This window comes from Faecalibacterium sp. (assembly GCF_052358865.1).
Classification (GTDB): Bacteria; Bacillota; Clostridia; order Oscillospirales; family Ruminococcaceae; genus Faecalibacterium; species Faecalibacterium butyricigenerans.
In genome coordinates this window covers 1-13220 of sequence record NZ_DAWCVJ010000024.1, presented here as the reverse complement: position 1 = coordinate 13220, position 13220 = coordinate 1, and the positions used below count along the sequence as shown (strand labels likewise).

Genomic DNA, 13220 nt, shown 5'->3' with positions numbered 1-13220 from the left:
CGTCCAGCTCTCCCAGAGGGAGAGCCTTTCGCCTGCCGGCAAGCTCCAAGCCTCTCCCTTTGGGAGAGGTGGCATTGCGAAGCAATGACGGAGAGGGCTAGCCCTCTTATAACACCGCAGATGCCCGCCGGGTGACATGGCAGGACACATTGACCGCCACGGGCAGACCCGCCACATGGGTGGGCATCTGCTCGATAGCAAGGCCGAGGCAGGTGGTCTTTCCACCGAAGCCCTGCGGCCCGATGCCCAGAGCATTGATGGCCGTCAGCAGTTCCCCCTCGAGGGCGGCGTAGTAGGGGTCCGGGTTCGGAACATCCAGCGGGCGGAGAAGGGCCTTTTTGGCAAGATACGCCACCTTATCAAAGCTGCCGCCCACGCCGATGCCCAGCACGATGGGCGGGCAGGGGTTCGAGCCAGCCAGCCTGACCGTCTCCACCACAAACTTCTTGAAGCCCTCCACGCCGTCGGCGGGCTTGAGCATCTGGATGCGGCTCATGTTCTCGCTGCCGAAGCCCTTCGGCGCTACGGTGATGGTGCAGCCGTCGCCGTCCACCAGATGCACCGTGATGGCGGCGGGGGTGTTGTCGCCGGTGTTGCCCCGGCGCAGTGGGTCGGCCACGATGCTCTTGCGCAGGTAGCCGTCGGTGTAGCCCCGCCGCACGCCCTCATGGATGGCAGCTTCAAAGCTGCCCTCGATGTGGACCTCCGTGCCCAGCTCCACAAACACGCAGGCCATGCCGGTGTCCTGACAGATGGGCAGATCTTCTTCCCTCGCCGCCGCAAGGTTCGACCAGAGCAGGTCGAGGGTATTTTTTGCCAGCGGCCACGGTTCCTCGGCCCGGGCCTTGTCCAGCGCCTCCTGCACGTCCCGGGGCAGGCGGGTGTTGGCCTCGATGCAGAGACGGGCCACAGTGTCCGTGATTTGCTGTGCCGTGATCGTCCTCATGGAAACGCCCTCCGCTTACAGCCGGGCCACGCCGCTCTCGCGGGCAGCCTTTGCCACGGCAGATGCCACTGCTTCGGCCACCCGGGGGTCGAACGCGCCGGGGATGATGTTCTCCTCGCTGCGGTCCTCGTCGGTGATGAGGTCAGCGATGGCGTAGGCGGCGGCCAGCTTCATCGTATCGTTGATGTCCCGGGCACGGACGCTCAGCGCGCCCTTGAACAGGCCCGGGAAACAGAGGACGTTGTTGACCTGATTGGGGAAGTCGCTGCGGCCGGTGGCCATGACGCGGACGCCGCCCGCCTTGGCCTCGTCGGGCATGATCTCGGGGGTGGGGTTGGCCATGGCAAAAACGATGGCGTCCTTGTTCATGGTCTGGCACAGCTCGGTGGTCAGGATGCCGGGCTTGGACACGCCGATAAAGACATCTGCACCCGCAAGGGCCTCCTTCAGGCCGCCCTTGATCTGGCGGGGGTTGGTCACTTCACCCAGCCAGTTCTTGTGGGCCTCGGCGCTGTTGCAGCCCTTGTAGAGGGTGCCGAACTGGTCCACGGCGATGATGTCTCTGGCACCGGCGGTCATCAGCATCTTGATGATGGCCGTACCGGCCGCGCCGGGGCCGTTCAGGACGATGTGGACGTCCTCCATCTTCTTGCCCACCACACGCAGAGCGTTGATGAGGGCAGCGGTGACGACGATGGCCGTGCCATGCTGGTCGTCGTGGAAGACGGGGATATCCAGCTCCCGCTCCAGCGTCTCCTCGATCTCGAAGCACTCGGGGCTTTTGATGTCCTCAAGGTTGATGCCGCCGAAGGTGGGGGCGATGGCCTTGCAGGCCGCGATGACGCTGGCTGCATCGTGGGCGTCGATGCAGATGGGGAAGGCGTCCACGCCGCCGAACTCCTTGAAGAGCACAGCCTTGCCCTCCATGACCGGCAGACCGGCCTCGGGGCCGATGTCGCCCAGCCCCAGCACAGCCGTGCCATTGGAGACGACGGCCACCATGTTGCCCTTGAAGGTGTACTTGTAGACGTCCTCGGGGTCTGCCTTGATGCGGCGGCAAGGCTCGGCCACGCCGGGGGTGTAGGCGGTGGACAGGTCATCCCGGGTCTTGACCTCTACCTTGCTCACGATGCCCACCTTGCCGTGGTGGCTCTCGTGCATTTCCAGAGCTGCTTTGTTGAAATCCATTGGCTTTTTCCTCCTTATTAACCCCATTGTATCAGAACCCCTCCCCCATTTCCACCGGTTTTCCGCCTTTTTCCCCTCTCCGGCCCCAAAAGTCCGACAAAGGACGGGCAGAGTGTGGAAATTTTGCAAAAAACTTTTCTTTTTCATTTTTAGCCTTTATAATAGAGGTTGTTTTTCGAATCACCGGCAAAATACCGGTCTACCAACAGGAGGGAATTCTTTTGAAACGTATCTTCACCAAGGCGCTCTGCCTTGTCTGCGTCGGCGCTCTGGCGCTGAGCCTCGCGGCCTGCGGCGGCAAGGCCGACAGCGCCGCGTCCAGCACGGCGTCTTCTTCCACGCTCGGCAGCGCGGCCGACTACGATTACCAGAACTTCAACTACAGCGACGGTCTGGACGAAAAGGGCTACTGGGAGGGCATCCGGGCACTGGACTATGTGACCCTGCCCGAGGACTTTGCGTCCGTCGCCGTCAAGCGCTCGGACGTCGAGCCCACCAGCGAGGAGGTCGAGAAGCAGATCAACGATCTTCTGAGTCGGTATTCCTCCACCAACCACGTCACCGACCGCGCCGCCGCCGACGGCGACACCGTCAACATCAACTACACCGGCTCGGTGGACGGTGTGGCGTTCACTGGCGGCAGCGCAGAGAACTATGACCTGACGCTGGGCAGCAACACCTTCATCGACGGCTTCGAAGAACAGATCGTCGGCCACAAGCCCGGCGAGACCTTCGACGTCAACGTCACCTTCCCCGACGGCTACAGCGACTCCACCGACGCCAGCGGCAATACTGTGAAGCTCAGCGGCCAGAAAGCCGTCTTTACCGTGACCCTCAACTACATCAGCGAGAGCGTCCTGCCCGAGCTGACCGACGCATGGGTGGCCAGCAACTTCGGCTCCTCCAATAACCTCTACACCGCAGAGGCCCTCCGCGCCTACTATCAGGAGCAGCTCTACACCTCGAACCTGAACACCGCCGTCATGGACGACCTGATGGCCAACTCCACCTTCAAGTCCATCCCCCAGCAGGTGATGGATTATCAGGTCAACCAGTGCCTCAACTATTACAGCACGCTGGCGGGCTACTACGGCTATGACCTCGACGGCCTCGTCCAGAATCTGCTGGGCTACGAGAGCACCGACGATATGCTGGCCCACCTCGAGAGCAGTCTGGAAAACTACTCCAAGGAAGCTTTGCTCTATCAGGCCGTGGCTGAGTCGCTGGACATCACCCCCACGCAGGAGCAGCTGGACGCCTACTCCGATTATAAGGACACCTACGGCTCGAACTACTGCACCATGGTGGCCCTGATGGACGCTGTCACCGACACGCTGACCAGCGGCGCGGTCGTGTCCTAAAAAAATCGCATCTGATCGCACGAAAAAACTCCCTGCCGACGGCGGGGAGTTTTTTTGGCCCAGATTCAGATAACGTAGTCGTTGCCCGCCTCTTCCGGCGAGGCAAGGTCGGCGATGGTGATGTGGCTGAAGTAGTCCTCGATGAGGTCATCAAGGCCCTTCCACATATCATACGTGCGGCAGCTGCTCATCCGGCGGCAGGGAGCCGCACCCTGTGCAAGGCAGCTCACCGGTGCGAGGCTCCCCTCGGTAAGGGTCAGCACCTCGCCGACGGTATACTGGTCGGGGTCACGGGTCAGGCGGTAGCCGCCGCCCTTGCCCCGCAGGCCCTCGAGGAAGCCGTTCTGCACCAGCACCTTGAGGATGTTTTCGAGGTATTTTTCGGAGATCTCCTGCCGGGCAGCGACCTCCTTCAGGGGGACATATTTCTCCGTCCGATGCTCGGCCAGATCTATCATCACACGCAGCGCATAGCGCCCCTTGGTGGAAACGATCATAGACATTCCTTTCTCTTCTTTCCTGTTTTGGTCTTGCAGCGCCGCCGGGCGGGCTGCGGGACCTGTTCCGAATAAGTTTTAACCTATTATACAACAGGGTTTATAACTTTTCAATCGGAAATTTTCGATTTTCCATTGACAAGTGCCCCAAAGGAGGCTATAATACAGACAAACCCACAAACCACCTTGGTTTAACGGGAATAAAGGGGACATCAAGATGACACCGGTCAGGCCGGTGCAGCCGGGCGCATCGCCCGCAATAGGGAGGTTTACTATTATGAGCAAGATCTATACTTCCGCAGACCAGCTGATCGGCCACACCCCGCTGCTGGAGCTGACCCACATCGAGAAGGACGAAAACCTTTCCGCCAAGCTGCTGGCAAAGCTGGAATACTTCAACCCCGCCGGCTCCGTCAAGGACCGCATCGCCAAAGCCATGATCGATGACGCCGAGGCCTCCGGAAAGCTGAAGCCCGGCTCCGTCATCATCGAGCCGACCTCCGGCAACACCGGCATCGGTCTGGCCGCTGTGGCCGCCGCCAAGGGCTACCGCATCATCATCGTGATGCCCGAGACCATGAGCGTCGAGCGCCGCCAGCTGATGAAGGCCTACGGCGCAGAGCTGGTGCTCAGCGAGGGTGCAAAGGGCATGAAGGGTGCCATCGCCAAGGCCGATGAGCTGGCAAAAGAGATCCCCAACTCCTTCATCCCCGGCCAGTTCGTCAACCCGGCCAACCCCAAGGCCCACATCGCCACCACCGGCCCTGAGATCTGGGACGACACGGACGGCAAGGTGGACATCTTCGTGGCCGGCGTCGGCACCGGCGGCACTGTGACCGGCGTGGGCCAGTACCTCAAGAGTAAGAACCCCGGCGTCAAGGTCGTGGCCGTCGAGCCTGCCTCCTCCCCCGTCCTGAGCAAGGGCACCGCCGGTGCACATAAAATTCAGGGCATCGGCGCCGGCTTTGTGCCCGACGTGCTGGACACCAAGGTCTACGACGAGATCATCGCCGTGGAAAACGAAGACGCCTTTGCTGTGGGCCGTCTCATCGGCCACAAGGAGGGCGTGCTGGTGGGCATCTCCTCCGGCGCTGCCGTCTGGGCTGCCATCCAGCTGGCAAAGCGCCCCGAGAACGCCGGTAAGAACATCGTCGTCCTTCTGCCCGACACCGGCGACCGCTATCTGTCCACCCCCCTGTTTGCTGAATAAGCTTCTCATTCCTTCCGCCCCTGCCGTGGTCTTCCGCCCGGCAGGGGCTTTTTGTCTGCGCCGCCGAAACGATATGGTGTGATTTTTTACAAGTTTGCAAACTTTTTGTGAATCCATGCCGCCGCCGGGATTTCCCTATTGACATTGTGGATTGTTTGGAGTATATTTTTAGCAGTCGATGAGCAAGAGTGCTAAAACAACATTCCGACCCACCGCCTGAATCTCAACTTCCGGTATGAATGGAGGCTTGACTTTATGAATACCAATCAATATACCCAGAAGACCCTTGAGGCTCTGCAGGCCGCACAGCAGCTGGCTGTGGAGTATCAGCACAACGCACTGGAGCCGGAGCATCTGCTCCACGCTCTGGCCACACAGGATCAGGGCCTGATCCCTCAGCTGCTCCAGAAATTGAACGTAGACGCAGGCAGCTTCTCCGCCGCTGTGGCCGAAAAGCTCTCTGCGATGCCCCGGGTGTCCGGCTCTGGCCGCGACCCCGACAAGGTCTATATCTCGCAGGCCACCGATAAGGTGCTGAGCGCTGCCGCCCGCGAAGCCAAGGCCATGAAGGACGACTATGTAAGCGTCGAGCACGTCTTTCTCGCTTTGCTGGACGAGCAGACCCAGAACACCTCTGAGCTGTTCCGTGCCTTCGGCATTACAAAGGATAAGTTCTTACAGCAGCTCACTGCCGTCCGCGGCAACCAGCGCGTGACCAACGATAACCCCGAGGACACCTACAATGCCCTCCAGAAGTACGGTCAGGATCTGGTCGATCTGGCCCGCAAGCAGAAGCTTGACCCCGTCATCGGCCGCGATCAGGAGATCCGGAACGTCATCCGCATCCTGTCCCGTAAGACCAAGAACAACCCCTGCCTCATCGGTGAACCGGGCGTCGGCAAGACGGCCATCGCCGAGGGTCTGGCCCAGCGTATCGTCCGGGGCGATGTGCCCGAGAACCTGAAGGACCGCATCGTGTTCAGCTTGGACATGGGCGCTCTGGTGGCCGGTGCAAAGTACCGCGGCGAGTTCGAGGAGCGCCTGAAGAGCGTCCTGAACGAGGTAAAGAAGAGCGAGGGCAAGATCATCCTCTTCATCGATGAGCTGCACACCATCGTCGGCGCAGGCAAGACCGACGGCGCGATGGACGCCGGCAACCTGCTGAAGCCCATGCTGGCCCGCGGCGAGCTGCACTGCATCGGCGCCACCACGCTGGATGAATACCGCCAGTATATCGAGAAAGACCCCGCCCTCGAGCGCCGCTTCCAGCCGGTGCAGGTGGACGAACCCACCGTCGAGGACACCATCTCCATCCTGCGCGGCCTGAAAGAGCGGTATGAGGTCTTCCACGGCGTGAAGATCAGCGACAACGCCCTCATCGCCGCCGCGACCCTCTCTGACCGCTATATCACCGACCGCTTCCTCCCCGATAAGGCCATCGACCTTGTGGATGAGGCCTGCGCTATGATAAAGACCGAGATGGACAGTATGCCCAGCGAGATGGACGACCTCGCCCACCGCATCACCCAGCTGCAGATCGAGCAGGTCAGCCTGAAAAAGGAGACCGACGCTCTGAGCCAGAGCCGTCTGAAGGACCTCGAAAAAGAGCTGGCCGAGCTGCAGGATAAGTTCCGCAGCATGAAGGCAAAGTGGGAGAACGAGAAGAACGCCATCGGCAAGGTGCAGTCTCTGCGCGAGCAGATCGAGCAGACCAATGCCGCCATCGAGAAGGCCCAGCGCGAATACGACCTGAACAAGGCCGCCGAGCTGAAATACGGCAAGCTGCCCCAGCTGCAAAAAGAGCTGGAAGAAGAGGAGAAGGTCGCCGCCGCCAAGAAGGAAGACAGCCTGCTGCGCGACCGCGTGACCGACGAAGAGATCGCCCGCATCGTGGCCCGCTGGACCGGCATCCCCGTGGAGAAGCTGGTGGAGGGCGAGCGCGAGAAGCTGCTGCATCTGGACGATGTGCTCCATAAGAGGGTCATCGGCCAAGACGAGGCCGTCACCAAGGTGAGCGAGGCCATCCTGCGCAGCCGCGCCGGCATCGCCAACCCCAACCGCCCCATCGGCAGCTTCCTCTTCCTCGGCCCCACCGGCGTCGGCAAGACCGAGCTGGCAAAAGCTCTGGCACAGGCCCTGTTCGACGATGAGCGGAACATGGTGCGGATCGACATGACCGAGTATATGGAGAAGTTCAGCGTCAGCCGCCTCATCGGCGCGCCTCCGGGATATGTCGGTTATGAAGAGGGCGGCCAGTTGACCGAGGCCGTCCGCCGCAAACCCTACAGCGTCGTGCTGTTCGATGAGGTGGAAAAAGCTCACCCCGATGTCTTCAACATCCTGCTGCAGGTTCTGGACGATGGTCGCATCACCGACAGTCAGGGCCGGACGGTGGACTTCAAGAACACTGTCATTATCCTGACCTCGAACCTCGGCAGCGACATCATCCTGAACGACCTTGAGCAGCGCCGCGCCGAAGGCTCCAACGAACTGAGTGTGGACGCCCGCAAGCAGATTGACCTGCTGCTGAAGTCGAAGTTCCGCCCCGAGTTCCTGAACCGTCTGGACGAGATCGTCTACTACAAGAGCCTGACGAAGGACGAGACCCGCAAGATCGTGGACCTGCAGCTGGAAGACCTGCGCCACCGGATGGACGAGGGCAAGCACCTCAAGCTGGATGTCACCACCGCCGCCAAGGACTTCATCATTGATTCGTCCTACGACAGTGTCTACGGCGCACGCCCCATCAAGCGGTTCATCCAGAGCCGTGTGGAGACCCTCATCGCCAAGGCCATCATTCAGGGCAGCTACCCCGAGGGTGCGACCCTGACCGTGGATTACGACGGCACCAGCCTCGTGCTCCGCTAAAAAACCGCAAACTTTTTACCTGTTTTATCTCTCCTCCTGACCGGAACGCTTGCACCGGCGGGTGGAATATGATATTATAGGCGTTGAACAAAGTGCTTTTCATCGTCGAAGGCAACGGTGGAAAGCACTTTTTGGTTAACATATTATTATAAGAAAGTAGAGTTGATTATCCTTTATTATGGACGATGGCAGTATAACGCTCTTGGTGGCGCTTGTGATCCTGATCGCGTTTTCCGCGTTCTTCTCCGCCTCCGAGACCGCATTTTCTTCCCTGAACCAGATACGCCTGAAAAGCCGCGCCGAGGAGGGCGACACCTCCGCCGCCCGGGTTCTGGCGATGGCCGAGAAGTACGACAAGCTTCTCTCCTCCATCCTCATCGGCAACAACATCGTGAACATCGCCGCTGCTTCCATCGGCACAGTCCTCTTTACCAAGTGGCTGGGTGAGGAGCGGGGTGCCACCGCCTCCACCGTCGTGCTGACGATCGTTGTCCTCATCTTCGGCGAAGTGACCCCCAAGACCCTCGCCAAGGAGATGCCTGAGACCATCGCCACCGCCGTCTCCCCGGTGCTGAACCTGCTCCTGACCCTCTTCACCCCCCTGACATGGCTGTTCAGCCAGTGGAAAAAGCTGCTGGGCCACTTCGTCCACAGCAGCGAGAGCGACACCATCACCGAGGGTGAGCTGATCACCATGGTGAGCGAGGCCGAGAGCGACGGCGAACTGACCGACCGCGAAAGCCAGCTCATCCGCAGCGCCATTGAGTTCGATGACGTGGAGGTGGAAGAGATCCTGACCCCCCGTGTGGACGTGGTGGCCGTGGAGGACAATATTTCGCTGGAGCAGCTCGCCCAGACCTTTGCGGAGTCCGGTTACTCCCGCCTGCCTGTCTACCATGACACCATCGACAACATCATCGGCGTCGTGCACGAGAAGGACTTCTATCTGGCCCGGCTGAAAAAAAACGCCACACTGGAGGACCTCATCGCCCCCACCCTCTACACCACCGGCTCGACCCAGATCTCCCAGCTGCTGCGCACCCTGCGGGAGCAGCACCACCACATGGCCGTCGTCGTGGACGAATACGGCGGCACCGAGGGCATCATCACCCTCGAGGACATTCTGGAGGAGCTGGTCGGCGAGATCTGGGATGAGCACGATGAGGCCACCGAGGACTTCCGCCAGCAGTCGGACGGCAGCTGGCTGGTGTCCGGCTCGGCCAGCGTAGACGACCTCTACGAGACGCTGGGCCTGCCCGAGGACGAGGACATCGACTCCAACACCGTCAACGGCCTCGTACAGGAGAAGACCTGCCACCTGCCCAAGGTGGGCGACCACTTCACGCTGGGCGGCTACGAGGGCGTCGTGACCCGCACGGCCCGCCGCCGCGTCACCGAAGTCCGGCTGAGCCTCACCCCGGCGCAGGACGAGGACAAGGATAAGGACAAAGACAAGCGTTTCTCCCGCCTGCCTCAGCGCACCGAGAGCCGATAACTTCATCCGAACATACAAAAAGCTCCTCTCCCATCGTCGGGAGAGGAGCTTTTCCTGTTTTTTGCGCTTTACTGCTGCTTTTTCCAGCGGCGCATGACGCCCATGCCCAGCGCGTAGGGGCCGGTGTGCACTGCGATGGTGCAGCCGATCTGAAGCAGGCCCACCTCGCACGCAGCGGCAGGGTACTTGGCCCGCAGGGCGGCACGGGTCTGGAGCCAGAGCCGCCTGCCCTCTTCCTCGTCGTAGCCGTAGCCCACAATGAGGCGGTAGTCGTCCGGCGTGCCGCCGTTGGCATCCAGATAGTTCATCAGCTGCTCGAGGGCCTTCTCGAAGCTCTTCTGGCGTCCCCGGGCCACGCCGCCCGAGAAGATCTCGCCGTCCTTGAAGAGGATCATGGGCTTGATGCCCAGAAGGTTCGCCGCCCGGCCGGACACCTTGCCGATGCGTCCGCCCTTGATGAGGTAGTCAAGGTTGCCCACCGTAAAGAAGATGTTGTTGGTGGCCTTTTCCGCCTCCAGCCACGTCACCGCCTCGTCCAGCGTGCAGCCTGCGTCCCGGATGGCCACCGCATTCTCCACCATCGTGGCCTCGGTGACGGTAGCCGCCGCCGAGTCGAGCACCTCGATCTTCGCGTCGGGATAGTCCTCGAGCACCAGCTCCCGGGCGTTGCGGGCACTGCCCACGCAGCCGCTCATCTTGCCGGTGAAGCAGAGGCAGAGGGTGGGCCGTCCGAGCTCTGCCTGACGGCGGAACGCCTCCTCGAAATCCTCGATGGAAGCAAGGCTGGTCTTGGGGTAGGCCGAGGGGTTGTCCACCATGAACTGGTAGAAATCCCGCACAGCGATCTCCTTGCCCTCCTTGCGGTAGTGCTCACCGTCCAGCGAAACATAGAACGGCACGACCTCTACACCCATCTTCTGGGCCATTTCCGGCGTCAGGTCGCAGGCGCTGTCGGTGATGATGTCAAACATAAGCGGCGGTCCCTCTTTTCGGCAAATTCAAGGCTCAGACGACGTGGTGGATGTATGCCTCACGCTCTGCGCCCACGGAGATATAGGTGATCTTGCAGCCCACGGCCTTTTCCAGATACTCGACGTAGTCCCGGGCCTCTTTGGGCAGATCCTCCCACTTGCGGGCAGCGGTGATGTCGCAGTGCCAGCCGGGCAGATACTCGACCACCGGCTGTGCGGTGTCCAGAGCCTCGCCCATGGGGAAGCGGGTGGTGGTAGTGCCGTCGGTCAGCTTATAGCCCGTGACCATGGGGATCTTCTCCATGTAGTCCAGCACATCCAGCAGGGTCAGCGCGACCTCGTCGCAGCCCTGACAGAAGACACCGTAGCGGCTTGCCACCAGATCGATGGGGCCGACGCGGCGGGGACGACCGGTGGCGGCGCCGTACTCGTGGCCAGCCTCACGCAGGTCATGCTTCTCTTCCTCGGTCATGGCCAGCTCGGCGGCGAAGGGGCCATCGCCGACGCAGGAGGAGTAAGCCTTCATGACGCCGATGGAGTTGGTCAGCTTGTGGCCCGGGATGCCTGCGCCGATGGGGGCGTAAGCACCGATGACGTTGGAGGAGGTGGTGTAGGGGTAGATGCCGAAGTCGATGTCGCGCAGAGCGCCCAGCTGGGCCTCGAACAGCACCTTCTTGCCCGCAGCGTCGGCGTCGGCCAGATACTGGCCCACATCGCAGATGTAGTCCTTGAAGATGGCGGCGTACTTCTCCAGCCATGCCCACATCTCGTCCACGCTGATGGGGGCGGCGTTGTAGCTGCCCTCCATGACGAGGTTCTTGGAGTCCACCATGGTGACGAGGCGCTTGTGGACGGAGTCATCCAGATGGAGCAGGTCGCCCATGCGGAGAGTCTTCTTCATGTACTTGTCACCGTAAGCGTAGGCGATGCCCCGCTTGGTGGAGCCGAACTGTGCGCCGGTCTTGGACAGGCGGGCCTCTTCCAGACCGTCCTGCTCCACATGATAGGGCATGGTGATGGTGGCGCGGTCGGAGATCTTCAGGTTGGCGGGGGTGATGGAGATGCCCTGCTCGCGCAGCTTGTTGATCTCACCGTCCAGATGGTGGGGGTCGATGACCATACCGTTGCCCATCACGCAGACAACATCGGGACGGAGGATGCCGGAGGGCAGCAGGTTCAGCACGAACTTGCCACGCTCGTTCTTCACGGTATGACCAGCGTTGTTGCCGCCCTGATAGCGTGCAACAATATCATACTCCTGGCTGATCAGATCGACCATGCGGCCCTTGCCCTCGTCGCCCCAGTTGATACCCGTAATTGCAGTAAGCATAATAAATGACCTCTTTATTGTTTTTCAAAAGACAGCCTTTTCCGTGCACCTTGCCCGGGATACGCCACCTTGGGAAACTTGTTTTCTGCCGTGCAGCTCCTCGCCGAAGCCCACAACAGCTCAAGTATAAGTATAGCACGCTTTTGCCCACAAAAAAAGAGGAAAAAGCGGTTTTGTACGACTTTTTCCTCCCCGTTCAGTTCTTTTTGCTCACCTTGTGGATGGTGCCGTCCGGCTCTTTGATGGAGGTGCGCTCCAACTGAGCGCGGAGGCTGGACTTCATATCCTCGATATACTCCTTGCGCAGCGCCTGCTGCTCGGTTTTTTCGGCCTCGGTCAGGCCGACGGTCTTGCTCTTGTGTGCCAGCTCGTTGATGCGGGCGATCTTTTCTTTGGTCATCGAAGTTTGCCTCCGTTTGTGATATAATTAGAAAAATGCTCAACCTCTCCGTCACGGCTGACGCCGTGCCACCTCCCCTACCGAGGGGAGGCTTTGGCATTCCGTAAAGCTTTCCCTCTTCGCCAGAGGCTCCCCTACAAGGGGAGCTGTCGAGCGACAGCGAGACTGAGAGGTTGTATGAAGGGCAGCCTGCCCTTTTATAGGTTCATTTTAGTATAGCAAAGGACTTTTCTTATGTCAAACCAACTCAATTTTTCACAGCAGATGGACGAAGTGTTGAAAACTCTGGGCGCTTCCCGTCCCCGGCTGCTGCTGCACGCCTGCTGTGGGCCTTGCTCCAGCGCCGTGCTGGAGCGGCTGTGCCAGTATTTCGACATCACCGTCCTCTACTACAACCCCAACACATGGCCCGCCGCCGAGTATCACCGCCGGGGCGAGGAGCTGGAGCGTTTCGTCGCCGCCGCCCATCCGCTGGGGGTAACGGTGGTGGAGGATCGGTACGACCCGCAGGAGTTCTACTCCGCCGTGGCGGGCCTTGAGAATGAGCCGGAGCGGGGCGGACGATGCACCGTCTGCTACCGGCTGCGGATGCGCCGCGCTGCCCAGTATGCCGCCGAGCACGGCTTCGACTGGTTCACCACCACCCTCTCCATCAGCCCCCATAAGGACGCCAAGCGCATCAACGCCATCGGGCAGGAGCTGGAGCAGGAGTTCGGCGTCCGGCACCTGCCCTCCGACTTCAAGAAGCAGAACGGCTATCTGCGCTCCCTGCAGCTGTCGGAGGAATACGGCCTTTACCGGCAGGATTACTGCGGCTGCGAGTTCAGTGCAAAGGCCCGCGGCATCGAATGACCAGAAGGGGGGGGGGGGGGGGGGCGGGGGGCGAGGTGGAGTATTTTTTGATCACGCGGGCGGCCGCCGCAAGGGGGCAAGCGGGCCCAGCCCCCCGCGGGG

At 61.0% G+C, this 13220-nt stretch carries 11 protein-coding genes; 5 read left to right on the top strand and 6 right to left on the bottom strand.

The window, feature by feature from the left end:
• Window positions 1–106 precede the first annotated feature (106 nt).
• Window positions 107–946: a fumarate hydratase gene (locus ACT8X9_RS05810; RefSeq protein WP_444268402.1), complete on the bottom strand. Its 840-nt coding sequence runs from the start codon at window positions 944–946 to the stop codon at window positions 107–109.
• Window positions 947–961: 15 nt separating this feature from the next.
• Window positions 962–2134, bottom strand: coding sequence for an NAD(P)-dependent malic enzyme (locus ACT8X9_RS05805; RefSeq protein WP_249234060.1), 1173 nt, complete (start codon window positions 2132–2134; stop codon window positions 962–964).
• 221 nt (window positions 2135–2355) lie between these two features.
• On the opposite strand from ACT8X9_RS05805, the gene ACT8X9_RS05800 reads away from it, so the two are divergent.
• Window positions 2356–3495 (top strand): trigger factor, encoded by a 1140-nt coding sequence (locus tag ACT8X9_RS05800; RefSeq protein ID WP_444268401.1) that lies wholly within the window; start codon window positions 2356–2358, stop codon window positions 3493–3495.
• A gap of 65 nt (window positions 3496–3560) precedes the next feature.
• Here ACT8X9_RS05800 and ACT8X9_RS05795 read toward each other — a convergent pair whose 3' ends face one another.
• Window positions 3561–3992, bottom strand: a complete 432-nt coding sequence (locus ACT8X9_RS05795) for an RrF2 family transcriptional regulator (RefSeq protein WP_249234651.1) — start codon at window positions 3990–3992, stop codon at window positions 3561–3563.
• A gap of 277 nt (window positions 3993–4269) precedes the next feature.
• Here ACT8X9_RS05795 and cysK point away from each other — a divergent pair, with 277 nt between their 5' ends.
• The 3 genes from cysK (at window position 4270) to ACT8X9_RS05780 (ending at window position 9565) form a co-directional block, all read left to right on the top strand.
• Entirely contained in the window at window positions 4270–5202 is a 933-nt protein-coding gene (gene cysK, locus ACT8X9_RS05790) for a cysteine synthase A (RefSeq protein ID WP_227621549.1), read from the top strand.
• Window positions 5203–5457: 255 nt separating this feature from the next.
• A complete protein-coding gene (gene clpB, locus ACT8X9_RS05785; protein ID WP_444268400.1) occupies window positions 5458–8070 on the top strand; it encodes an ATP-dependent chaperone ClpB in 2613 nt (870 codons plus the stop codon).
• A 178-nt stretch (window positions 8071–8248) separates the two neighbouring features.
• Entirely contained in the window at window positions 8249–9565 is a 1317-nt protein-coding gene (locus ACT8X9_RS05780; RefSeq protein ID WP_444268399.1) for an HlyC/CorC family transporter, read from the top strand.
• A gap of 68 nt (window positions 9566–9633) precedes the next feature.
• On the opposite strand, the gene ACT8X9_RS05775 is transcribed toward ACT8X9_RS05780, so the two are convergent.
• From ACT8X9_RS05775 to ACT8X9_RS05765, 3 genes are all read right to left on the bottom strand, one after another.
• Window positions 9634–10536: a DegV family protein gene (locus ACT8X9_RS05775; RefSeq protein WP_444268398.1), complete on the bottom strand. Its 903-nt coding sequence runs from the start codon at window positions 10534–10536 to the stop codon at window positions 9634–9636.
• 34 nt (window positions 10537–10570) lie between these two features.
• Entirely contained in the window at window positions 10571–11866 is a 1296-nt protein-coding gene (locus ACT8X9_RS05770) for an adenylosuccinate synthase (protein WP_444268397.1), read from the bottom strand.
• Between the two features lie 196 nt (window positions 11867–12062).
• Window positions 12063–12266 (bottom strand): DUF896 domain-containing protein, encoded by a 204-nt coding sequence (locus ACT8X9_RS05765; RefSeq protein ID WP_227621544.1) that lies wholly within the window; start codon window positions 12264–12266, stop codon window positions 12063–12065.
• 234 nt (window positions 12267–12500) lie between these two features.
• Here ACT8X9_RS05765 and ACT8X9_RS05760 point away from each other — a divergent pair, with 234 nt between their 5' ends.
• Window positions 12501–13118 (top strand): epoxyqueuosine reductase QueH, encoded by a 618-nt coding sequence (locus tag ACT8X9_RS05760; protein ID WP_227621543.1) that lies wholly within the window; start codon window positions 12501–12503, stop codon window positions 13116–13118.
• Window positions 13119–13220 lie beyond the last annotated feature (102 nt).